The organism is Fictibacillus solisalsi, from assembly GCF_900103485.1.
GTDB lineage: Bacteria > Bacillota > Bacilli > Bacillales > Fictibacillaceae > Fictibacillus_C > Fictibacillus_C solisalsi.
Window position 1 is genome coordinate 768,277 of record NZ_FNHW01000001.1, and the last position, 21,725, is coordinate 790,001.

Consider the following 21,725-nt stretch of genomic DNA (forward strand, 5'->3'; position numbering starts at 1 on the left):
ATTTGATTTTCATAGAGTATTAGAGCAAATTTAATTTGCGAATGAAAGGAGAAGTCTATGAAGATTCTTACTATTCTTGGAACACGGCCAGAAATTATAAGATTAAGCCTTATTATTAGAAAACTTGATCTTTTGGCAGGCAAGCATATCATTGTTCATACAGGACAGAACTTTACGTATTCATTAAGTGATGTTTTTTTCAAAGAACTTGGCATAAGAAATCCAGATTATGTGATCAGTGAAAAAAAACAAACGGTCGGCGAGCAGCTCTCTGTAATGTTCAGGGAGATTGAAAAAGTATTAATAAAAGAAAAGCCTGATAAGGTTTTGGTGCTGGGTGATACCAACAGTGCACTTGGAGCAGTGATCGCTGAAAGACTGGATATACCGGTTTATCACATGGAGGCAGGCAACCGATGCTTCGATTGGAGAGTGCCTGAAGAAAAGAACAGGAAGATCATTGACGCAGTTTCCAGTTTTAATCTACCTTATACTCCAAAGAGCAGGGAGAACCTGATGAGGGAAGGCGTTCCTGTTCAGCGGATATTTGTTTCCGGTAACCCAATTTATGAGGTTCTTTCTTTTTACAAAGAGGCCATTGATAACAGCAACATTCTGAACGAATGTTCTCTGGAAAAAAATAATTATTTTTTAGCCACGATTCACAGGGCGGAAAATGTGGATGATCCTTATCATTTAAAAGAAATATTCGAAGGGCTAAACCAGGTCGCGGATACATTTGGCAAGAGAATGATCGTCAGTATTCATCCGCGAACCAAGTCCAAACTTGAAAATAGAACAGATATTCGGATGAGTTCAAAGCTGGAGTTTTATGAGCCATTTGGCTTTTTTGACTTTGTCAGCCTGGAGAAGAACGCCTTCTGTGTGCTGACAGACAGCGGAACCGTTCAAGAGGAATGTTGTATTTTTCATGTTCCAACCGTAACGGTCCGGAAAACAACTGAAAGGCCGGAAACAGTTGAATGCGGAAGTAATATAGTGTCAGGGCTTCAATCCGAACCCATTTTACGTGCAGTAAAAGTAATGGCCGGACAGCCTGCATCCTGGGTAATTCCTGAAGGCTATGATGATCCGCTCGTATCAGATAAAGTTGTGAAATACCTATTAGGAGGAAGGTAAAATTGTTTAACAAGAGGATTTTAATTACTGGAGGTACAGGTTCATGGGGTTATGAACTCGTAAAACAATTGTTGCAGAAGCAGCCAAAAGAAATACGGATATTGTCGCGAAATGAAGCCAGCCAAGTTGCCATGCAGCGGCAATTTGACCATGATCCAAGGCTTGTGTTCATGATTGGTGACATCAGGGACCGTCAGGCCATTGACAACGCAAGCGCAAATGTAGATTATGTATATCATCTTGCAGCATTAAAACATGTTCCCATATGTGAACACCAGCCATATGAAGCGTTAAAGACCAATGTATATGGAACCCAGAATGTGATCGAGGCCGCAATTGCCAATAAAGTAAAAAAAGTAATCTATATTTCCACTGATAAATCGGCAAATCCTGCCAATTTTTATGGAATGACGAAGGCGATCGGTGAAAAGCTCATCATTCATGCTAATCTATTGAGCGAACATACAAAGTTCGTTTGTGTCAGAGGCGGGAATGTGCTGGGAACGAATGGAAGTGTCATTCATGTGTTCAAGGACCATATTGAAAAAAAAGGTATGATTGGGATAACTGACCGAGGAATGACCCGTTTCTTTTTAACCCTGCAAGATGCTATTAAGCTTCTGTTTAAGGCAACGTATGAAAGCCAGGGTGGGGAAATTTTCGTGATGAAAATGCCTACCTGCAAAATCCTTGATCTTGCTAAAGTACTCATCTCCCATTCAGGAAAAAAAGCCGTGGGAATTCATGAACTCGGAATCCGTCCAGGCGAGAAGATGCATGAAATCCTTCTTTCCGAATATGAAAGCATTACGACTGTTTATTTTGATGAAGAGTATTTTGTTATTTTGCCAACCATCGAAATTAAAGGGTTAAATGAATATTATGCAGACTACAAAAAAGTAGAGTTGGAGAGCTACAGCTCCAGCGAAGATTTGATGTCCCAAGAAGAGATTCGTGAAATGCTGAAAAAGGGTGGCTTCATTGAATGAAACTCTTAGTCTTGGGAGGCGCTGGGATGGCAGGCCATGTAATGTATCACTATTTCAAACAGAAAAAACAATACAAGGTGTTTTCTACAACAAGAAGGGGAACTGACGACTCTCTTTTTTTCGATGCTAAAAATGAATCGCAGCTCGAACAAATCCTTTTCTCCATTAAGCCTGATATTGTTATTAATTGCATTGGGATATTGAACGATCAAGCTGCAAAGCATCCCTTAGAAGCTATACAGGTAAATAGTTTGCTCCCTCACAAAATTGTGTCTATATTAGAAAAAACAGGTGGCAAATTAATTCATATCAGTACAGACTGTGTTTTTTCGGGTGAGAAGGGCGACTACAGTGAAAAGGATATTCCCGATGGCACCTCTATTTATGCGCGAACAAAAATACTTGGTGAGATCAACTCTCCGAATCATCTTACAATACGAACCTCAATTATAGGCCCTGAACTCAAAGAAGGTATTGGCCTTTTCCAATGGTTTATGGCTCAAAAAGGAAAAGTAAATGGTTACAAAAAGGTATATTGGAATGGGGTCACTACCCTTGAACTGGCAAAAGCCGTTGAAACTGCTATTGAACAAAAGATTTCAGGATTATACCATCTGACAGCTCCTTCTAAAATCTCCAAGTACGAACTCCTTCACCTCTTTCAGAATGTCTTTTCTAAATATGATACAGAAATATTGCCTTGCGACGAATTTGAGATTGACCGGACATTAACATGTACTCGAAAAGATTTTACCTATAACGTGCCTTCCTATATTGAGATGCTTGAAGAATTAAAAGGCTGGATTTCTTATCGTGCAAACTAAAAAGAAATTGCTGATTACCGGAGCAGGTGGATATACAGGATTGCACGCAAGCCGTTACTTTTCAGACAAAGGATGGGATATTTTGTGTGTATCACGTTCCGCGGGGGTGTCATGCGATATAACTGATGCCGGAAAACTGGAAACGCTAGTTTCTGATTACTGCCCTGATTACTGCCTTCATTTGGCAGCCGTCAATTCAGTTCCTGTATCCTGGACATCTCCTCAAACCTCAATAGCCGTAAATGTGATGGGGACTCTTCATTTATTTGAAGCCATAAGAAAATTTGCCCCTGGTTGCAGAATTGTCGTTACTGGCTCCATTCTCGAAAAAAACCTTCAATCAGAAGAGCTCCCGCCTCATCCATATAGCCTGAGCAAATCATTTCAGACCCTGTTATCAAGATCATGGACATCTTTTTATGGTATGGATATCATCGTGGCGAAGCCATGTAATTTGATTGGACCGGGATCCTCCACGGGAATTTGTTCCCTGTTAGTAAAGAAAATTATAGACATCGAGCAAAATAAAGCTGAAAATCAAATCCTCCTAAATAATCCGAACAGCACTCGTGAATTTCTCGATGTTAGAGATGCTGTTTCTGCCTATGAGGTTTTGTTCGAAAAGGGTCAAAAAGGGAGCAGTTATGAAATTGGATCAGGGATCAGACGTTCATTAGGCGAGGTTCTAGACGAGCTCGAAAACCATACTGCCATCAAGTTAAATATCATTTCTCACCCCCTTTCAGCTGTAGATCACTTTTTTACACAGGATCTTAAACCCATAAAAGACTTAGGATGGGAACCTGCCCTTTCATTTTCTAAGTCTATATCCGATGTATTTCACTATTATAGAACGGAACATTAAAGAGAAGTTACTTCAAGCTAACGTAATCGTTAGTTAGAGTGTAATATATGTGTTTAAATATTCTTTTGTTGTGGGACAGAAGAAGAGGCTGTCCAAAAGTCTCTAAAATGAAAGCAGGAAGGAAAAAAACGACTCGTTTTTCCTTCCTGCTTTTCTTCGTTGTTCATTTTTGTTGAAAGCAGCCAGGAGGATGACTGCTACTTTCAGTAGATTGTGGCAATCTGTACAATCTTCGCATTCATCAATCTTGAAGCTTTGTGCCAGACCGGATCGGTTCTTTTCGTTAGCTAGTTCTTAATGGTATGCCATTTGGACAGATAAAATAATCATCGAGTTTCTCATACACACATTCTTTGCGTTCCTTACATCATTTTTATATGTCGGATTTTCCTTCAAATAGCTTCCATAAGGAATAAGAAAATCAAATAGCGGTTCCTTTTCTTCTCCTCCTGCAAACAAATAGTGTTCTTTACTGCCATAACCGGCATCCGCAATCACGGTTTTCGGCTCGGTAAAGAAGGCCCCGCCAGTTTCTCCAAGTGAGGGATGAAACACTGCGTGTGGCCGGCTTTGGTGAATCAATAAAACGAAACGTTCTCTGCCGCCATCTGTATGTTGTATCCTGGTTTCAGCTTGCCGTTCTTCATATGGTCTTCCTTTCATTCGCATAGAAGTCCCGTAGGTGTATGTTTTTGCGTAATTGTTCCGATCTCTGAACTGTTCGTTCTGATTCTTATATTTTGCTAAACAAGGCAAGACAAGAAATCTTGACGAATCAACTTCAGGGGTTCCTTGTAGGTACTGCACTTCTGTTACGTTTCTCGGTATCCGTTTCCTTCCCAACGCTTCTCAATGAGTGAAGCTGTTGATGTGGTACAGCGTTTCTTGAATTTTTCTTTCAAATTCGCTTCATGTTTAAGGGCGATTTTTTCCAAACGAAAGAATACTTGTTGGCATACGTTTCGATCTTTGTGTCATCCGAAAAGTAGTGATCCATCGCAATTTACACGTCTTGAAGAGTTTCCTGCTGTTTCAAACAACTCATCCATCAATGCTTTCATCGGTTGGCTGAGAAAATTATTCCAAGTTCGGAAGAATCATTTTTTTATATTTTTTAATACTATTAAAAAAAGGGCTGCCAGAAAGTCAGTATACACTGACTTTCTGGACAGCCCCTTTTTTATTTAAAAGCCTCTATTCAGAAAAAGTATTAGAACCTGGTAGTCGCAATGCCAGAAAAGGTGATGGGACCTGTAATTAAGGCATTATTCAGCAGATTAGAGTTTACAAGCTCTGCGGTTATTGAATAGGCATAGTTGCTTCCGACCGGAACATTTAGATCAATCGCCTGGAAAGTCACGGTTGCATTTTGGGCGACAGAGAGCTGAAGTTCAGTTACCGTGGAAAAGATGATACCTGTATCTCGGTATATTTTAAATAGCACAGTAGGATTTCCTAACGAAGCACTGATACCTACCGTTGCATTCAAGATTACTCTGTTGTCGGGAGCAGGAATACTTAAACCGAATGCTGCCAGTTTAATAGGAGTGGAAGGAACGTTAATATTTAAAGAACCACTGGAATCAGTGGGTACGCTTGAACCAGACCCTAGATAGGTTGGCATAACAATCACCTCCTTTCTATTAGTTTATGTAATAGATTAAGAGGTGATTGTGTGTTTAACTCTATAAAAATATATTTTTTAATAGATTCCAAGAGAACGCAGCATCGCAGTAAAGCGCATGGCGTATTGCGACGGTAAAAAATTCTGCTGTACATGTGCATATGCGTTTCTTTTTATACGTTGGCTGATCACAGGATTTTCGAGAAGTTCCAATGCTTCCTTAATTCCTGCATGAAGATCATGAACAGGGAAATGTTTGCCTGTACGGTCATGGATAATAAAACTTTTTGTCCCGTCTGAATCTGTACATAATACCGGACATCGGCAGCACATTGCCTCTAGAACAGCATAACCAAATCCTTCTACTTTCGATGTTGACAGCAAAAAACCTCCAGAGTCCCCGATTTGTGAATAATAATCAGGCATTTTCCCATGGGGAATATTATCAAAAAAGGTGATGGAATCCTGAAGTCCCATATTGTGAATGCACGTAGTAAAGTTTTCTTGTTCTTCCTTTTTTACTACAGAAAGGTCTAAAAACATCCATAATTGGAGATGCGTATAGGTTTTTTTAAGATCATGGACGATAGCAAGGCAATCTTTCCAATTTTTGTTATCCTCAATCCTGCCGACCCAGCCGATGACCGGATAGGAAATCTTCGGCATTTTATGGTGGCGGAAGGTCTGAGTATCAATGCAATTATGAAAGCAGTAATGAGGTATATCTGGATAATATTTATTAGATAGCTCGATAATATGGGGAGTTCTGGGGATGAGAATTGCGTCTGCATGATTTACTACATAAGGGAGACTTCCCAGGAACCATTGTTCAGCAGCGGCAAGACCTCCAAGCCCCTGAACTTCATAAATAACCTTGCCTTTATACCCCCATTGTTTCAGCTTTGAGACAAGAGGAAAGTGCGAACAGATTAAAACGGCATCATATTCATTTTCAAAAATAATCCGCTGAATCTCGTCTTCTTCTTCAGTGAGAAAAGTTGTTTCATCTTTAATATTTTGCAGTCCGGGACCTTCCCAAAAGTAAAGGAAATGAAAGGATATTCCATATCGCTGTAAGGCTTTGCTCCGCTGTCTGGCAAGCGTTTCCACTCCACCACTCGGGTAATAATAAATAAATAATATTTTCATTATGGACTCCCTTCTGAATAAATTACCAGCTGTAATCATGTTCATAGCCGGAACGAATAAGTAAATCACCTGCTTTTTCTTTGAAGATTTGTTTAATCAATCCATCAAATTCATTATTCCACGAGCCGATTTTTCCTGAACGGAAGGTTGCCGAAGATTGGGGATTAATATTTCCAATCATATACTCTAGCATTTCTTCCTTAGAAACTAGTGAAACTATATCCCCGTATAAATAGTTAACAATTCTCGATAGAGTTTCTTTTCGATCCTCTTCGTTTCTGATTAAATCCTCAAAGCGTACATGTAAGGTGTCTTCATCTTCAAGCCATCGATAGAACCGTGACATATACGTTTGAAAATCCGGCCAACGTGGAGTTCCATATAATAAAGTAATCAATTTCAGTTTTACAGTCATTTCAGGGGAGTTAAAAAGGGTATGCAAAGGATGTTCAGACCAGTTCTTCCCAATGAAATATGCAAGTGAGACCAGGACATCTCTTGGATCCCTATATAGGAAGATGTGTTTCATTTGTAAAGATTGAAGAATATCAGCATATTCCTTTGTATAAAACACATGTCCAAGCCCAAATTCATTTGCTTTAAGCTCGGTTAAGCGGAAATGGTGGTCTCTATACAATTCCAGAAAAAATTCAGGCTTCTGGGTGATGGTATCAAAAAAAAATTTCTTTTTTCCGTTTTGGATATCCATGGAGATCCCTGGAATTCCATTTAAAATTTGATGAAGCATATGAGTCCCGCTTTTCGGAACTGAGGTCATTAGAAACGGAGGCAAAGACGTATTGGTCATAAATGTATATTACTCCTTAACTTTTATTGAAAATAAATGTTTCAGGTTAAAGCAATCTCCTTTGTTCGCTCCAACCATTGCCAAACGCATATATTTTTGAACAGCCTCGGGTTTTAACGGGGGATACGCCTGTAATAATAGGGCAGCGGTTCCGGAACAGAATCCGGCAGCGATGGAAGAACCGGAGAGTGAAATATAATCTGAGTTTAGTACAAAGGGTTCAAGCTGTTTTGCAAGGATGGAATTGGGCGATAGAGGCCCAGCAATGCTAAGACCCGGGAATAGGAAATCCGGTTTATCAAACCCTGAAATATTGGAGAGGACACTTGTGAAAATACTGCTAACCACTGGGCTTGTTTCAGATGTTTCTCTGTCATTTACTGCACCAGCGGCAATGACAAAAGGATGATGAGCGGGGGAAATGATAGTTCCGCCAGACGAAACATTATCCACTGCAGTAGAAACTACTATACCTGATTCAACGGCAAGAGCTGCTGAAACACTTAAAGGGTCATAGTGGCGAGCTTCCTGCTGGATGGCCAGCCCTAATGAAAGATTTATAATTCTGATATTATGCTTTTGTTGATGCTGAATGCAATAATCGATTCCTGCCATAACAGATGACATAAAACCAACTCCGTTTTTATCCAATACTTTGATGCCCAAGAGATTAGCTTTAGGAGCAAGTCCCGCATAATTCCCCTTTGAAGCAAAACCATTCCCGGCTATACACCCGGAAATGTGCGTCCCATGCCCGTTATCATCATACGGCTGAGAAATGCCATTGACAAAGTCTTTAAATTCTTTTATACGGTTTACAGGATTTGTGAAATCTGGATGGGGGAAAATTCCTGTGTCCAGAACAGCAATGGTAACTCCTTCACCTGTCAAACCATGTTCTTTATAGATATAATCTGCGTTCATTGTTATTTTGGCTTTGTTACAGAAGGCATATAAAAGACGATCTAGATAGAGACCTTCGACTTCAGAAAGGGATGAAATAATACGTATTGTTTCTAAAGATAGTTGACCGCTAATAAAAGGTAAGTTGGCGTATTGGTATTTTATAACGTCATGGGCAGGAGATAGAAGGCGATGCAATTGATCTGGTGATTGGGGGTTTTTCATCTTTATAATGACTGGAACTGATTCATCATTTGAATCTGTCAATGTCAACAGGTGCTCAATGAGGGATTGATCCATTTTATGATTGAATTGTGTATGGCCGTCCATTAAACCTTCCTTCCTCAAAGATTTTTTTCCTGCGTTTTGCATACTATATCATATGAAACTGTAAGAAGAATTGTATAGGGACTTGTTTATAAATAGGGCTTTCGCGGCAGAAAAATAGCCGAACAAATAACCGAAGACAAGCGAATAGCATAAAGTGATTGTAATGTATCTGGAAAGAGGGATGGTTTTGTTGAAGAGAATGAGAGGGGTATTATGCTAGTATCTGTTGTAATGCCTGTTTATAATGGTGAAGTTTATTTAAGGGAATCTGTTGATAGTGTCCTAAATCAAACCTATAAACATTTCGAATTAATCGTTGTAAACGATGGATCCACAGACCGTACGAAAGATATTTTGAATTCATTAAATGATGATCGAATAAAGGTTATTCATCTTGAACACAACGGTGGAGCCGCAAATGCATTAAATATTGGCATTAAAGAAGCGAAAGGGGAGTGGATCGCTATTCAAGATGCTGATGACATCTGTTTACCCAACAAGTTAGAGGAACAGATACGTTATATCCGTGAACATAAGGATGTAACGGCTGTAGGTTCTCTTATAGAATGTATTTCTGGTCATGCTGAAGTTTCTAGGAGAAATCTGCAAATAGAAGCCACTAGAAATCATCTATCTTCTAAAGAGCATATAAACGCATATCGTTTCTATTTAAACCCTTTTTGCCATGGATCTGTTTTATTTTCTAAATCAATCTTTGATCAAGTAGGCGGCTATGACCTTCAATATAAAATATGTTATGACTATGATTTATGGTTAAGGATGCTTGAGAGAACCTCTATTCATAAAATACCCATTGTGTTGTATCAGTATCGTGTCCATTCTGATTCGATCAGCCGAAACAATCAGGAAATAATAAATGAAGATTGGTTAGTAGCATCTAAGCATATCAAAAAAAGATTAAAGGACAGGTATAAAAGAGAGCCGAGTTTTATAGTATTTGGCAAAGAAGAGGCATGCAAGGATTTTAAACAAGTCAGTTTAATTAATAGGATAGTTGTATCAGAATATTTTTTTAAAGATTTTGACGATGATGATATGCTACAGCTTTATAAAGAGAGGTGCATCGATGGGATTATTTTTTTAGAAGATATTAGCCTGATAAGCGTGTTTTATAAACTGCAGGAAAAAGGGCTAGAGCTGAATAAAAATTTGTATAAAATTTGGGCAGGATATTATAAATAACACTGTTGCATGGATGAGAATGTGTAATAATCGTCTTGGAAATGGAGGCAGCAGCATGTCCATTTTAGTTACTGGAGGCGCAGGTTATATTGGCACACATACGTGTGTTGAACTTTTAAAGAAAGGCTATGACATTGTCGTGTTAGATACTTTGTCTAACAGTAAAAGAGAATCAGTGAACCGGGTAATGGAGATCGCCTGCAGAAATTTTAAATTTGAACACGTGGATCTTGTAGAGAAAAAGGAACTTGAAAGGGTCTTTACTGAGAATAAAATTGATGGTGTCGTTCACTTTGCCGGATTAAAAGCAGTTGGAGAGTCGGTTGAAAAGCCTCTTGATTATTATCGAAATAATGTAATAGGCACGATTGTGCTTTGTGAGGTCATGCAGCAGTTTGGTGTAAAAAACATGGTGGTTAGTTCTTCTGCTGCGGTCTATGGTACAACCCAAAAAATGCCAATAGCAGAGGATGCACCGCTTGGTCCCGCCAACCCGTATGGCAGGACGAAGTTTATGATGGAAGAAATACTTCGAGATCTGTATGTTGCAGATAAAGAATGGAGCATTGCTATCCTGCGATATTTCAATCCCGTTGGAGCACATGAAAGCGGCCGGATCGGGGAGGACCTGAGCGGAATCCCAAACAACTTAACACCGTATATTACACAGGTTGCTATCGGGAGATTAAAGGAAGTTAATATCTTTGGAAATGATTTTCATACTAAAGATGGTACAGGAGTCAGGGATTATATCCATATCACAGACCTGGCAAAGGGACACTTAAAAGCCTTAGAAAAAGTGTTGGCTGGAAATGGTGTGGAAGCTTATAATCTTGGGACTGGAATAGGATACAGTGTGATGGAAATGATCGCCGCGTTTGAAAGAGTAACTGGACAAAAGATACCTTATAAAGTCGTGAACCGCCGTCCTGGTGACGTTGCTGTTAGTTATGCAGATCCTGCTAAAGCCAGGAGAGTACTCGGCTGGGAAGCGCAAAAGGGTCTTGATGAAATGTGTGCTGATGCTTGGAAATGGCAGAAGAACAATTTTTATGGCTTCAATAATAAAAAACAACCAGTTAAAGAAGAATGAATGCTAGTTTCAATTATAATGGCAGTTTACAATGCTGAAAGCTATGTTGAAAAGGCTATAAAACGTATTTTACTGATCGATCCTATGACATTCATGTGTCAATAAAAGATTATGCATTTAGATAAAAAATCAAAGGGCAGCTTATTGCTTAAATTTAGGGACTAACCAGGCTAATGGTAGTTTGATTGCGATTGCTCCTTAAGAGGGATGCAGTAATTTTTCTTAACTGTTATAAATTATTAGGAGTTTATGAGGAGTTAAAACAACAGGGGTTGATTTTTAACGATAATTTGTTCAGGGTCATGGTTTGATCTCTACTTACTAAAATGCAATTTGTAATGGATAATCGTGGTTTTTGCCTATACATCCCCGTGGTTGGTGAATAGATTAAACTAATACGACGTATTTAGGTTTCGGGGGTGTGCGATGCTTAACGCTGGGAATGAACGGATATTAATCATAGCGCCTCACTCTGATGATGAGGTATTGGGCTGTGGAGGATTGATTGAAAGAGCATGCGGGTTAGGAAATCAAGTGAAAGTTGTCATTGCAGCATTAGGAGACACAACATTCATTCATTCTGGAATGAAAGTGACGGCTGATATTAGAAAAAAGGAATTGTCCGATGCCTTATCATTACTAGGTTGTGGGGATTATGAAGTAATGTTTGAAGACAAAGAAGGGATTTTGGACACCATTCCGCAAAAACAATTAGTATCAAAAATTGATGACATCTTGATCAGGTTTAAACCCTCAATGGTTTTCATCCCCTATCCAAGTTTTCATCAGGATCATAAGGCGCTTTTTCATGCCTGCATGGCCAGCTTAAGGCCGCAGCCGAATCAAAATTATAAGTTAATTGCTATGTATGAATACCCTTTAATCGTCTGGCAGTATCCTCGAATTAACAATGCCGGTGAACTTTACTTGGATCTTAGGGAAAAAATAGAAATGAAGGTAGAAGCAATGAAGTTGCATGTTTCCCAAATCCGTGAGTCCCAACATCTTATTTCACCAGAAAGCATAAAGAAATGGGCAGAAAAAAGAGGGATGGAGATCGGGTGCCAATATGCTGAGAAGTATTATATTTTACGTGCACAGCTTTTCTAGCATCATGCAAGGATTAAAAGAGTCATTAAGGAGGGGCTTTTGCTGAATAACTATTCAATAAGACCCAAAAGCAGAAATTTTGGTTTCGACAGGGGAAAACCTATTGATCGATTTTACATCGAGAGATTTTTAGAAAATAACCGTAGAGAGATACAAGGACATGTTCTTGAAATAGGAGATAACTTTTATACAAGGACCTATGGAGATAATGTTACAAAAAGCGATGTGCTGAACCTCATCTCTTCACCTGAAGCAACGATTGTTGGTGACTTGGCAACAGGAGAAAATATTCCCCAAGGTGTTTTTGATTGTATTATTCTTACCCAGGTCATACATGTCATTTATGATATTAAAATGGCATTAAAGCATACATTCAACGCGTTAAAACCAGGGGGAACATTGCTGTTAACGACTTCTGGTTTAAGCGCTAGCTGCCGAACAGATTTTCATGGAGACTATTGGAGACTTACTGATACTTCATTAAGAATGCTGTTGAATGAACTTGTTGATGAAGAAAGGATAGAAATTGATGTATTTGGCAATGTAGCTGTAGCAAAAGCATTTCTTGACGGTTTGGCAATTCATGAAATCCCTGAAGCCATTTTAGGCATTAAGGATGACCATTATCAGGTGATTCTAACCGCAAAAGTTAAAAAATAACGATGATAAGAGCAGATAAGAATTGCTCTTTTTTTTATTGATACAAACATCAGTACAATCAGGAAGGGATAAAGTGCATATAAAATAACAAGGAATATTTTCATTTACAGGATATTATAAATTTTAGGAGGTGTTTAAGTAGTTGGATAAAGAAGTGACCGTTTTAATACCTTCATTTAATTCAGGAATCTATTTAAGAGAAGCGTTGGAAAGTGTATTTAATCAAACGTACCCCTTTTGGAAAATTATTGTAGTGGATGACGCATCAACAGATGAAAGTTTGTCCCATGCTGCGGATCTATTGGAAGATCAAAGAATTACACTTATCCGGAATAAAAAAAACGCAGGCCAATCGGTGTCACAAAACAGGGGGCTTGCAAAAATAAATACAGAATTCTTTTTGCAATTAGACGCTGATGACTGGCTTCCGGAAAACACATTGGATGTATTAATGCATACAGCAAGGAATTTATCTGAAGAAGTAGCATTGATCGTTGGCGATGTTATGGAAGTGACTGAAATCAAAAATAAAAAAAAGTACAGATATGTTTCTAATCAATGGGACAATACCAAGCAGGAAAAATATGAGCTGTTGCTTTCTAATTATATTCCCTGGCCAAAGTTTTACCGGACAGCATTAATAAAGAAGATGGGTGGATGGGCAACCGATGACCCGTTTAATGGCAGGCATGCAGAAGATCTCCGTATGTTTTTACGGCTCATCGGAGAATACCGCTTCTACTATATACCGCAGACTATATTAAATTATAGAATACATGCCACAAATTCCACCCATCAAAAAGACGTATACAAAGAGGCTGTAGAGTGGATCGTTCGCGATGCTCTTCACCGGTGGGGAAATGAATATGAACCAGTATTTAAGACAATCAGGGGTGGTTGGAGAGTAGTTAAAAAGTTAAAGCGGATTGAATAGGAAGGGGCGGTGAACATGGACGAAAAAGTAACGGTCTTAATCCCCTCGTATAACCCTGGCAAGTATTTAAGAAATGCAGTAGAGAGTGTATTGAACCAGACATATCACGGCTGGAAAATGGTCATCGTGGACGATGCTTCGACGGATGACAGTTTATCAACGATACAAGATTATCTATCTGACCCCCGTATATTCCTTTTAAAAAACAAACAAAATTTAGGACAGTCCAAAACTCAAAACGCTGGTTTAGAGCAAATAGATACTCCTTTTACTATGATGCTGGACAGTGATGACTGGTTTTTTCCTGACACACTTGAAATTCTGATGAATGAGGCAAAAAGTCTATCCGATGAGGTAGCTTTGATCTGCGGTAAAAAGACCATCATCATTGAAAATATGGAAGGTGAAGTGGTATATAAGATTCTGGATATAAAGGGTCGTTCATTTGACGATCCCTATGAATTTTTGCTGGAAAATTTCATTCCGTATCCCCGTTTTTACCGGACATCTGCACTTAAAAAAGTAGGAGGGTGGCCAACGGATGATCCATACGAGGGACGTTATCTGGAGGACCGTCGCATGGATGTTCTATTGATCAAAGACTATAAAATTAAATGGATTGATAAGATGCTCTATAATTATAGAAAACATATCAACAATGTGACAGTTAATAAGAAAGCGATTTTAAATGAAATGATTAAATGGAATATTCATTATGCGCTGAATAAATGGGGGAATAAGTTTGAGCCTCAGTTTTCAATAAATAAAAACGGCTGGGTTGAATTAAGCTCACTTCTACCCAAAAAATTGGACACTGATTCCTAAAAAAAGACTGTCTCAAGAGGCTCGTTTGAAAACGATCTGAATGAGACAGCCTTCTGTTTATTTAGTGAGTTGTTTTCGAATTCATGCCTTAATTCATTTAATTGGGAAATGAGGAAAGATAAACATTTATTGTTTTTCGTAATCCTTCCGCCAGGCTTACCTCAGGTTCCCAATCAAGTATTTTTTTTGCCTTGTCAATGTTTGGCCGTCTTTGTTTGGGGTCATCTATGGGCAGAGGCAGAAATACAATATCACTGGGTGAATTGGTCAGTTCCTTAATTAATTCAGCCAGATTTAAAACGGTAATCTCATTCGGATTGCCTATATTTATAATTTCACCATTTGCGGCATCATTTTCCATCATTAACCTAATGGCACGGATGGTGTCATCTACATAGCAAAATGACCTTGACTGTGAGCCGTCTCCATAGACCGTAATTTCCTCTCCCTTTAAAGCCTGATTTACAAAGTTAGAGATTACACGGCCATCGTCATTTCTCAAACCGGCAGAATACGTGTTAAATATCCGGGCAACCTTAATCTTCACCCCGAAGAGTCTGTGGTATAAATAGCAGAACACTTCTCCAAGCCGTTTTCCTTCATCATAGCAGGCCCTCGGTCCCCAGGTATTAACATTGCCCCTGTAATCTTCAATCTGAGGATGGATTTCTGGGTCCCCATAAACTTCACTTGTACTTAAAAACACCATTTTGGCATTGTGAATTTTACTCAGTTCTAACATGTTTTTTGTTCCAAGGGTATTGATTTCTATGGTTTCAAAAGGGAATTTTTGATAGTATTTGGGGGATGCGGGAGAAGCGAGGTGATAAATTTGGTCTATGTCTGTTATTTCCTTTAGTTGAAAGAGGTTTTCTGAGCAAACATCATGTTTTATAAAGCTGAAGTTGGGATGAACATTTAACTTATCAATATTTTGCATCCTGCCTGTAGAAAGATTATCAATTCCTAAAATGCAGCAGCCTTCAGATAAAAGTGTTTCTGCCAGCTGGTATCCCAAGAAACCTGCTACCCCGGTAATTATTATTTTCTCCAATGCACATCACCTCACATGTGATTATTCGCAGCCTATTCCTTCATAAATATAGCCAATAGATTTCATCTCAGCTGCATCGAGCATGTTTCTCCCGTCAAAAACAATAGGGGATTTCATTTTATTTTTTAGATCAGGCCAATCAATCTTTTTATAATGAGGCCAGTCCGTACAGATTAAGATAGCATCTGCATTTATCATAGCTTCTTCTGCAGAAGCTTTTTGAAAAACCTTATCCATTAGATCGCCAGGGAGTTTGGCAACGGGATCGTGGATTTCTACCATTGCTCCTTCGCTTATTAAGTCTTTTATGATTTTCAAGGAGGGCGACTGCCTTATATCATCTGTTTGAGCCTTAAAGGAAAGCCCCAATACAGCAATTTTTTTTGCTGACAAACTGATTAATCTTGTTTTTATTTTCTTTAAGAGATAGCCCGGCTGATTCTCGTTAACTGCATGAACCTTCTCCAGAATCGAAAGATCTACATTGTTTTTCTTTGCAGTATCGATTAAGGCCAGCACATCTTTTGGAAAACAAGATCCGCCATAGCCTATTCCAGCATCTAAAAATAATGGACCAATTCTTATATCTAATCCAACCCCTTTAGCGACATCCTGCACATTAATATGCAATTTGTCACAAAGTATGGCTATTTCGTTAATGAATGAAATTTTAGTGGCCAAAAATGAATTAGCCGTATATTTAATTAATTCTGCAGCGCTTGGTGAAGTCACTATAAATGGTGCCTTTATTCCCTTATATAGCTCTTGAAGGAGTGCGGTTGCTTGATCATTTTCACTTCCAAGAATGATTCGGTCTGGATAAAGGGCATCATGTAAAGCACTGCCTTCTCTTAAAAACTCTGGATTGGATAATACGTCAAAAGAGACAGGATCTTTCTTTGTATATTCGATCCACCCCTTTACTTGTTTAGAAGTTCCCGCAGGTACCGTGCTTTTGATGACGATTATTTTGTATTCATACAGGTTTGAACCAATGAATTCAGAAGCTTCTCGTAAAAAATCCAAATTGGCGCTTCCATCTTGATTTTGCGGAGTACCGACACAGATGAAAATAAGGGGATTATCTTTTATAGCTTTTTGATGATCCATTTCAAAGGTAATGTTTCCAGAAGCTATGTGCTTAGTAAGCAGCGTGTCTAAACCGGGTTCGTAAAAAAATAGAATGCCTTTCTGCAAATCATTAATTTTCTTTTGATCAACATCTATCACTGTTACCGAATGTCCCAATTCAGCAAATATTAAACCGGTAGTTGTTCCTACATAACCTGCCCCGATGATTAAAACATTCAATAAAACACCCCCGTTAATTTTAACTATTATAAAATATGAATTTACCCTATAAAAGGAAACGGCTATAGCTAAAATTAAACGCGGCTCCTGCTTTCAACCTTTTAATTAGTTTTTATATTTTTGAAAGGTACGCCGGTTTTCACTAAAGGGATTGATAATTTCAGATTGTGCTAAATGATTATTTTTATAAATAGTGCGTATTTGATCACTAATCAACCTGCCGTTATCAAAGTAATGATAACTCCATGGAATGTTTAATAATTCCAGGTGGCCATGATGCTTTAACAATCTTTGATAGTCATCCAGGATGTTAATAGCGTGGGTGGTTGTTTCGTTGTTTATTAAATACAGGGTGTCAGGTATAAACTCCAGCCCAGAAAAATGAAAAAATCGTAAAGGGTGGTTATTTACATGATAGGTGCCGTTTTTTTGTGTAATATTTCTTTCAAATAGATTCCAATTCGCTACATTGTATCCGGGGTGTTTTACATTCATGACTTTATCAAAAAAAACAGGGACAAGTTCCATCCACTTTTGTTCATTGTATAACCCTCTTGGAGGATCGGTATAACAGTAGTGGTCCAACCGGTAGCAGAACCAATCCAAAAATTCCAAAGACTCGTTGGATCGTTTAAGTGCAATTAAACCTGTATTAAAATTTCCGGTGTATAAGAGTGCTAATTCCGAAGATAAATAGGCTGGGTTTGTTACGGGATTTAGAATGTGTGGTGTTAAAACAATCGAATGTAAGCGCAAGGCATCCTTAATCTCTGTGAAAGGTCCAAAAACCAGGGTATCTCCATCCAGGTAAACGACATGTTGTTCATTTGGATACTTTTGAAAAATATACCGAAAAAGCTGCCCTTTGCTGAACCCTGCTGTTTCATATTGACTATATTTAAATATGGTTTGTTCAAAATGAAGGTATCCCATATCCTTCGCCAAAACGATTTCATCAAACAGGTCTAATCCATCTACAGAAACAGGAAGGTGTTTTTCGATAAGACAGACGACCATTTTTGATTCTGGATGATGCTTTCTAATGGATTGTGCCAATGCCTTGGCCATTGCAAGGTGGTTCATGCAAACAGAAGTACAGAAAATCAATGTTTTCTCACCTGCCTCCTGCGTTTTAACCGTTTAATGGCTTTATTGGTCAGAGAATAGGGATTTGTAGTATGTGCATCTAGTTTAGGGTTATATTTAAATACTGATCGGGATTTATCATCTATCCGTTCACCATGATCAAAAAAATTATAACTCCATTCAAAATGGGTAGGATAGAGGTTTTCGTTTTCTTCCATTAGAGCAATGTATTGATGTACAACTTGATATATAGACGGATTGTCTGGAAGGTTATCACGAAGATAATGTATGTTTGAAAAATGAAAAAATCGAAAAGGTTCACCGTTAGCATAATATACGCCATCTTTCATGCTAATGCTGCGCTGGTTTATATTCCAGAATGCCACATTATAACCGTCATGTTTCAGTACATAAATTTTATCAAACAATATTAAGGCTGCTGTTAGCCATCTCTGATCGGTAAACAGTCCGTGTTCCGCATCATTAAAAGCATAGTGTTCAAGTCTTGCTGTCCACCAATCCAGCAATGCTTCTGCTTCCACTGAACGTTTAACTCCAATGTACCCACCGTTTATGATACCGACCCTCAGAATCAAAATTTCGGCATTTTCCCCCCAAATGGTGTATGTGTTTTTTGGTGGTTCATTATAATGGGGAGTCAATACAATGGAATGCGTTTTAAAGGCATCAAACACTTCATCAAAACGGGAAAACACTTGAGTATCTGAATCAATATAACTAAAGAATTCTACATCTTTATACTTGCTGTAGACATATTTTATAAGTTGTCCTTTACAAGCACATGCCGCTTCGTATTGATTATATTTAAATATAGTGGTTTCAAAGTTTGTAAAGCCCATGTCCTTAGCCAATACCACTTCATGAAAATCCTGGTCGTCCAATAAATGGGCAGGAAAGTTTCTTTCTAACAAACAAATAACCAATTTACTTTCCGGCATATGCTCCTTTAGTGATTTGGCCAATATCTTTGCCTTTGCCAAATGATTTAAACAGACGGATGTACAAAAAATCATCTTTCACATCACCTTACTTTGAAATTATTTTAGTGTTATCAAAAAAAAGGCATTCAATGGAAGCGCTTTCTATGTTCAGTTTATCGATTTTTGTTCCTTTTCCGAAAATACTGTGGGTAATTAGTGAAGATACATCACTTACATGAACATTTTCCAAAACTATACTGTCTTGAATCCTGCAGTTATCTATAACGGCACCCTGTGAAACAGATACATAAGGACCTATTGTCGAATTTGTCAGCACACAGTTTTTATCAATATGAACGGGCGGAATCAACTTACAGTTTTTGATGGTGGTTGAAGGATCCGCTGTCTCCACAGATCGATTCAGGGAATCCAAAACCCAGCGGTTTGCTTCAAACCATCGTTCTATTGTGCCTACATCGGAATACTCCTTATTAGTCATTTGGTAAGAGATAGTATATTCATGATCGATTAACCACTGAATCGCGTCTGTAATTTCGTATTCTCCCCTTGAGGAGGGCTGTATATGGTTAATGGCAGTGAGCACATTGGAGTCAAACGCATATGCTCCAATTATGGCAAGATTTGATGCTGAATTTCTTGGTTTTTCTTCCACTTTAATAATTTGATTGTTTTCTACATAGGCGATTCCAAAATCACTAGGATTAGAGACCTTTGTGATCAGTACAGCACCGTTTATTGAACTCGACAGGATCGTTTCTTTAAGGGATAAAAGCGATTCATTGATTAAGTTATCTCCCAATAAAAGAATAAATGGCTCCGTCTTCAAAAAATCTGCTGCTTGCTTCACCGCATCTCCGATTCCATTTGCTGTCGGCTGATAAATCAGTGTAATTGAAGTATTGTCGGCCGGTCGATGATCTATATACTCACAAATATCTTTTTGTGCAGGATTTAATACAATGCCAATTTCGTTAATGCCTATTTTTTTCAGGCTTTCAATACAATATTCCAGTAAGGGCTTATTAGCAACTGGGATTAAGGTTTTGGCCCTGGATAATGAAAAAGGCTGAAGTCTTGTACCTTTTCCGGCAACTAAAATTAATCCTTTCAATAAAAAAACACCACCAGACTGACTATTAGTATTTTATCTATCATAAAAATATATGTTACATTATGCATTTAAACTGAAAAACGTTACATAAATAGGTAATTTCTAAAGGATATAAAATCTATTTTATGCCCAACCAATTTGTAGTTTTTGGAATAATTTAAAAGAGAAAGAGGATTATTATTTGAGGTGAGAGCACATTAATGTATTCGAAAGAGTTCTTTAAAAGCAAAAGAGAAGACTCATTATCATCCGCACATGGGGTTGTCCCCATCGTTATGGACTTAATCCAGCCAAAATCAGTTTTAGATGTTGGATGTGGGACGGGAACATGGTTAACCGTATTTAAGAAGAAATATAGAATAAGAGATATTCTTGGCGTTGATGGTGATTATGTGGACAGAAGGCAGCTGGATATACCGAGGAGAAAGTTCTTCCCGTATAACTTGGAGAATCCTCTTAATTTAGGAAGATCATTTGACTTGGTTATGTCTCTTGAAGTAGCGGAACATCTGCCTGAACATTGTGCTGAAACTTTTGTGCAATCCCTTGTGAATCATGGTTCGGTTGTATTATTTTCAGCTGCTATACCTGATCAGGGCGGTGATCACCATGTAAACGAACAGTGGCCGGATTATTGGATAGAAAAATTTAAGAAACACGATTTCCTGGTCATTGACTGTATAAGAGATAAGGTGTGGAACAGTGATACAGTTGGATGGTGGTATGCTCAAAATATGTTTTTATTCGTAAAAAAGGCATATTTATTTAACCACCCGGTTCTGTTGTCTCTTTATGAAGATGTAAATTCTGTATTATTAAATAAAGTACACCCCAATAACCAGTTATCGTCTTTATGAGATTAGAAAAGAATAATGAAAAACATGGAGCGGTTTATGAAAAAATATGATGTTACTGTTTTGATCCCTTCCTATAATCCTGGAATGTTTTTAAAGGATGCGTTGGAAAGTGTGTTCAGACAAACGTACAATAAATGGAAAATTGTTTTGGTGGATGACGCCTCCACAGATAAAAGCCTTGCTTCTGTCGAGCACTATTTAAATGATCCCAGGGTTACATTAATTCGTTTGAAAAAAAATGTCGGTCAGTCAAAAGCACAAAACGAGGGTCTAGCCGTTATTGATACGCCTTATATAATGAAGCTGGATGCAGATGATTGGCTTTTTATTGATACCATTGAAAAACTAAGAAATGAAGCAGAAAAGGTTTCAGAGCAAGTGGCACTGATCTGGGGCAATAAAACCGATGTTTATGAAGATCGAGAAGGGAATAAATTATTGGAAGTACCCCGCATTGGTGGTCGTTCTTATAGTGATAGGTATGAGTTTTTATTATCCAACGATGTACCTTTTCCCCGTTTTTATAGAACGTCTGCTCTGAAACAAGTAGGTGGATGGCCGACCGATGATCCATGGGATGGACGTCACCTTGAAGATAAACGAATGGATGCCTTGCTTATTGAACATTTTACTATTCACTGGATCGATGAGATGCTCTATAATTACAGGCAGCATGCAAATAATGCCACAAAAAAAATTGATCTTTATAATGAAGTTTTTGAATGGCACATCTATCATACGTTAAAAAAATGGGGTGATTTATATCGCCCTGTTTTTAGAAAATATTGTGGCTGGCAGCAGTTGGCACAACTGCTGCCAAATCAAAATCCTGTATAAAAAACAGGATTTTTTTCTTTTATTTCCTTGGAAAATACATAGGAAACTCC

General features: G+C 38.2%; 22 protein-coding genes. 12 read left to right on the forward strand and 10 right to left on the reverse strand.

What is annotated here, in order from left to right; translation table 11 throughout:
• The first annotated feature begins 57 nt into the window (after positions 1-57).
• From wecB to BLT53_RS04010, 4 genes are read left to right on the forward strand one after another with little or no spacing between them, the layout of a single operon-like run.
• Positions 58-1,140, forward strand: coding sequence for a non-hydrolyzing UDP-N-acetylglucosamine 2-epimerase (gene wecB, locus BLT53_RS03995; protein ID WP_090232952.1), 1,083 nt, complete (start codon positions 58-60; stop codon positions 1,138-1,140).
• 2 nt (positions 1,141-1,142) lie between these two features.
• Positions 1,143-2,129, forward strand: a complete 987-nt coding sequence (locus BLT53_RS04000) for a polysaccharide biosynthesis protein (RefSeq protein WP_090232954.1) — start codon at positions 1,143-1,145, stop codon at positions 2,127-2,129.
• Positions 2,126-2,953: a dTDP-4-dehydrorhamnose reductase family protein gene (locus tag BLT53_RS04005; protein ID WP_090232955.1), complete on the forward strand. Its 828-nt coding sequence runs from the start codon at positions 2,126-2,128 to the stop codon at positions 2,951-2,953. Before BLT53_RS04000 ends, BLT53_RS04005 begins: the two co-directional genes overlap by 4 nt.
• Positions 2,943-3,818, forward strand: coding sequence for an NAD-dependent epimerase/dehydratase family protein (locus tag BLT53_RS04010; protein ID WP_170834225.1), 876 nt, complete (start codon positions 2,943-2,945; stop codon positions 3,816-3,818). Before BLT53_RS04005 ends, BLT53_RS04010 begins: the two co-directional genes overlap by 11 nt.
• Positions 3,819-4,112: 294 nt before the next feature.
• Here BLT53_RS04010 and BLT53_RS04015 read toward each other — a convergent pair whose 3' ends face one another.
• The 5 genes from BLT53_RS04015 to BLT53_RS04035 form a co-directional block, all read right to left on the reverse strand.
• Entirely contained in the window at positions 4,113-4,481 is a 369-nt protein-coding gene (locus BLT53_RS04015; protein ID WP_090232959.1) for a hypothetical protein, read from the reverse strand.
• A gap of 547 nt (positions 4,482-5,028) precedes the next feature.
• Positions 5,029-5,442 (reverse strand): hypothetical protein, encoded by a 414-nt coding sequence (locus BLT53_RS04020; RefSeq protein WP_090232961.1) that lies wholly within the window; start codon positions 5,440-5,442, stop codon positions 5,029-5,031.
• Positions 5,443-5,520: 78 nt separating this feature from the next.
• A complete protein-coding gene (locus BLT53_RS04025; protein WP_170834226.1) occupies positions 5,521-6,591 on the reverse strand; it encodes a glycosyltransferase family 4 protein in 1,071 nt (356 codons plus the stop codon).
• A 22-nt stretch (positions 6,592-6,613) separates the two neighbouring features.
• Positions 6,614-7,399: a sulfotransferase domain-containing protein gene (locus BLT53_RS04030; RefSeq protein WP_090232963.1), complete on the reverse strand. Its 786-nt coding sequence runs from the start codon at positions 7,397-7,399 to the stop codon at positions 6,614-6,616.
• Positions 7,400-7,408: 9 nt separating this feature from the next.
• Positions 7,409-8,632: a S8 family serine peptidase gene (locus tag BLT53_RS04035; RefSeq protein WP_170834227.1), complete on the reverse strand. Its 1,224-nt coding sequence runs from the start codon at positions 8,630-8,632 to the stop codon at positions 7,409-7,411.
• Positions 8,633-8,845: 213 nt separating this feature from the next.
• On the opposite strand from BLT53_RS04035, the gene BLT53_RS04040 reads away from it, so the two are divergent.
• The 6 genes from BLT53_RS04040 (at position 8,846) to BLT53_RS04065 (ending at position 14,457) form a co-directional block, all read left to right on the forward strand.
• The gene (locus BLT53_RS04040; RefSeq protein WP_090232967.1) at positions 8,846-9,835 is read left to right on the forward strand and encodes a glycosyltransferase; all 990 of its coding nucleotides are present in this window, start codon (positions 8,846-8,848) and stop codon (positions 9,833-9,835) included.
• A 55-nt stretch (positions 9,836-9,890) separates the two neighbouring features.
• On the forward strand, positions 9,891-10,928 hold the full coding sequence (galE, locus tag BLT53_RS04045) for a UDP-glucose 4-epimerase GalE (protein ID WP_090232968.1): 1,038 nt from the start codon (positions 9,891-9,893) through the stop codon (positions 10,926-10,928).
• Positions 10,929-11,354: 426 nt separating this feature from the next.
• Positions 11,355-12,038 carry a PIG-L deacetylase family protein gene (locus tag BLT53_RS04050; RefSeq protein WP_090232970.1) on the forward strand — a complete coding sequence of 228 codons (684 nt, stop codon included), beginning with the start codon at positions 11,355-11,357 and terminating at the stop codon, positions 12,036-12,038.
• A 39-nt stretch (positions 12,039-12,077) separates the two neighbouring features.
• Positions 12,078-12,698 (forward strand): methyltransferase domain-containing protein, encoded by a 621-nt coding sequence (locus BLT53_RS04055; RefSeq protein WP_170834229.1) that lies wholly within the window; start codon positions 12,078-12,080, stop codon positions 12,696-12,698.
• A gap of 142 nt (positions 12,699-12,840) precedes the next feature.
• Positions 12,841-13,632, forward strand: coding sequence for a glycosyltransferase family 2 protein (locus tag BLT53_RS04060; protein WP_090232973.1), 792 nt, complete (start codon positions 12,841-12,843; stop codon positions 13,630-13,632).
• Between the two features lie 15 nt (positions 13,633-13,647).
• Positions 13,648-14,457: a glycosyltransferase family 2 protein gene (locus BLT53_RS04065; RefSeq protein WP_090232974.1), complete on the forward strand. Its 810-nt coding sequence runs from the start codon at positions 13,648-13,650 to the stop codon at positions 14,455-14,457.
• A 97-nt stretch (positions 14,458-14,554) separates the two neighbouring features.
• Here BLT53_RS04065 and BLT53_RS04070 read toward each other — a convergent pair whose 3' ends face one another.
• The 5 genes from BLT53_RS04070 to BLT53_RS04090 form a co-directional block, all read right to left on the reverse strand.
• Positions 14,555-15,511 carry an NAD-dependent epimerase/dehydratase family protein gene (locus BLT53_RS04070; protein WP_090232975.1) on the reverse strand — a complete coding sequence of 319 codons (957 nt, stop codon included), beginning with the start codon at positions 15,509-15,511 and terminating at the stop codon, positions 14,555-14,557.
• Between the two features lie 21 nt (positions 15,512-15,532).
• Complete coding sequence (locus BLT53_RS04075) at positions 15,533-16,822, reverse strand: UDP-glucose dehydrogenase family protein (protein ID WP_090232976.1); 1,290 nt, start codon at positions 16,820-16,822, stop codon at positions 15,533-15,535.
• 105 nt (positions 16,823-16,927) lie between these two features.
• A complete protein-coding gene (locus BLT53_RS04080) occupies positions 16,928-17,929 on the reverse strand; it encodes a glycosyltransferase (protein WP_090232978.1) in 1,002 nt (333 codons plus the stop codon).
• Positions 17,926-18,942 carry a hypothetical protein gene (locus tag BLT53_RS04085; protein ID WP_090232979.1) on the reverse strand — a complete coding sequence of 339 codons (1,017 nt, stop codon included), beginning with the start codon at positions 18,940-18,942 and terminating at the stop codon, positions 17,926-17,928. Before BLT53_RS04085 ends, BLT53_RS04080 begins: the two co-directional genes overlap by 4 nt.
• Before the next feature lie 13 nt (positions 18,943-18,955).
• The gene (locus BLT53_RS04090) at positions 18,956-19,981 is read right to left on the reverse strand and encodes a sugar phosphate nucleotidyltransferase (protein ID WP_090232981.1); all 1,026 of its coding nucleotides are present in this window, start codon (positions 19,979-19,981) and stop codon (positions 18,956-18,958) included.
• A 200-nt stretch (positions 19,982-20,181) separates the two neighbouring features.
• Between BLT53_RS04090 and BLT53_RS04095 the strand changes: the two genes are divergently transcribed.
• Positions 20,182-20,838 carry a class I SAM-dependent methyltransferase gene (locus tag BLT53_RS04095; RefSeq protein WP_090232982.1) on the forward strand — a complete coding sequence of 219 codons (657 nt, stop codon included), beginning with the start codon at positions 20,182-20,184 and terminating at the stop codon, positions 20,836-20,838.
• 36 nt (positions 20,839-20,874) lie between these two features.
• A complete protein-coding gene (locus BLT53_RS04100) occupies positions 20,875-21,675 on the forward strand; it encodes a glycosyltransferase family 2 protein (RefSeq protein ID WP_170834230.1) in 801 nt (266 codons plus the stop codon).
• Positions 21,676-21,725: the final 50 nt, after the last annotated feature.

Bases quoted from the DNA above. Each gene is read 5' to 3' on its own strand.
- BLT53_RS04050 (WP_090232970.1), top strand. From the start codon at position 11,355: ATGCTTAACGCTGGGAATGAACGGATATTAATCATAGCGCCTCACTCT.
- BLT53_RS04005 (WP_090232955.1), top strand. From the start codon at position 2,126: ATGAAACTCTTAGTCTTGGGAGGCGCTGGGATGGCAGGCCATGTAATG.
- BLT53_RS04085 (WP_090232979.1), bottom strand. From the start codon at position 18,942: ATGATTTTTTGTACATCCGTCTGTTTAAATCATTTGGCAAAGGCAAAG.
- BLT53_RS04030 (WP_090232963.1), bottom strand. From the start codon at position 7,399: ATGACCAATACGTCTTTGCCTCCGTTTCTAATGACCTCAGTTCCGAAA.
- BLT53_RS04040 (WP_090232967.1), top strand. From the start codon at position 8,846: ATGCTAGTATCTGTTGTAATGCCTGTTTATAATGGTGAAGTTTATTTA.
- BLT53_RS04015 (WP_090232959.1), bottom strand. From the start codon at position 4,481: ATGAAAGGAAGACCATATGAAGAACGGCAAGCTGAAACCAGGATACAA.
- BLT53_RS04100 (WP_170834230.1), top strand. From the start codon at position 20,875: ATGAAAAAATATGATGTTACTGTTTTGATCCCTTCCTATAATCCTGGA.
- galE (WP_090232968.1), top strand. From the start codon at position 9,891: ATGTCCATTTTAGTTACTGGAGGCGCAGGTTATATTGGCACACATACG.
- BLT53_RS04020 (WP_090232961.1), bottom strand. From the start codon at position 5,442: ATGCCAACCTATCTAGGGTCTGGTTCAAGCGTACCCACTGATTCCAGT.
- BLT53_RS04065 (WP_090232974.1), top strand. From the start codon at position 13,648: ATGGACGAAAAAGTAACGGTCTTAATCCCCTCGTATAACCCTGGCAAG.
- BLT53_RS04025 (WP_170834226.1), bottom strand. From the start codon at position 6,591: ATGAAAATATTATTTATTTATTATTACCCGAGTGGTGGAGTGGAAACG.
- wecB (WP_090232952.1), top strand. From the start codon at position 58: ATGAAGATTCTTACTATTCTTGGAACACGGCCAGAAATTATAAGATTA.
- BLT53_RS04095 (WP_090232982.1), top strand. From the start codon at position 20,182: ATGTATTCGAAAGAGTTCTTTAAAAGCAAAAGAGAAGACTCATTATCA.
- BLT53_RS04035 (WP_170834227.1), bottom strand. From the start codon at position 8,632: ATGGACGGCCATACACAATTCAATCATAAAATGGATCAATCCCTCATT.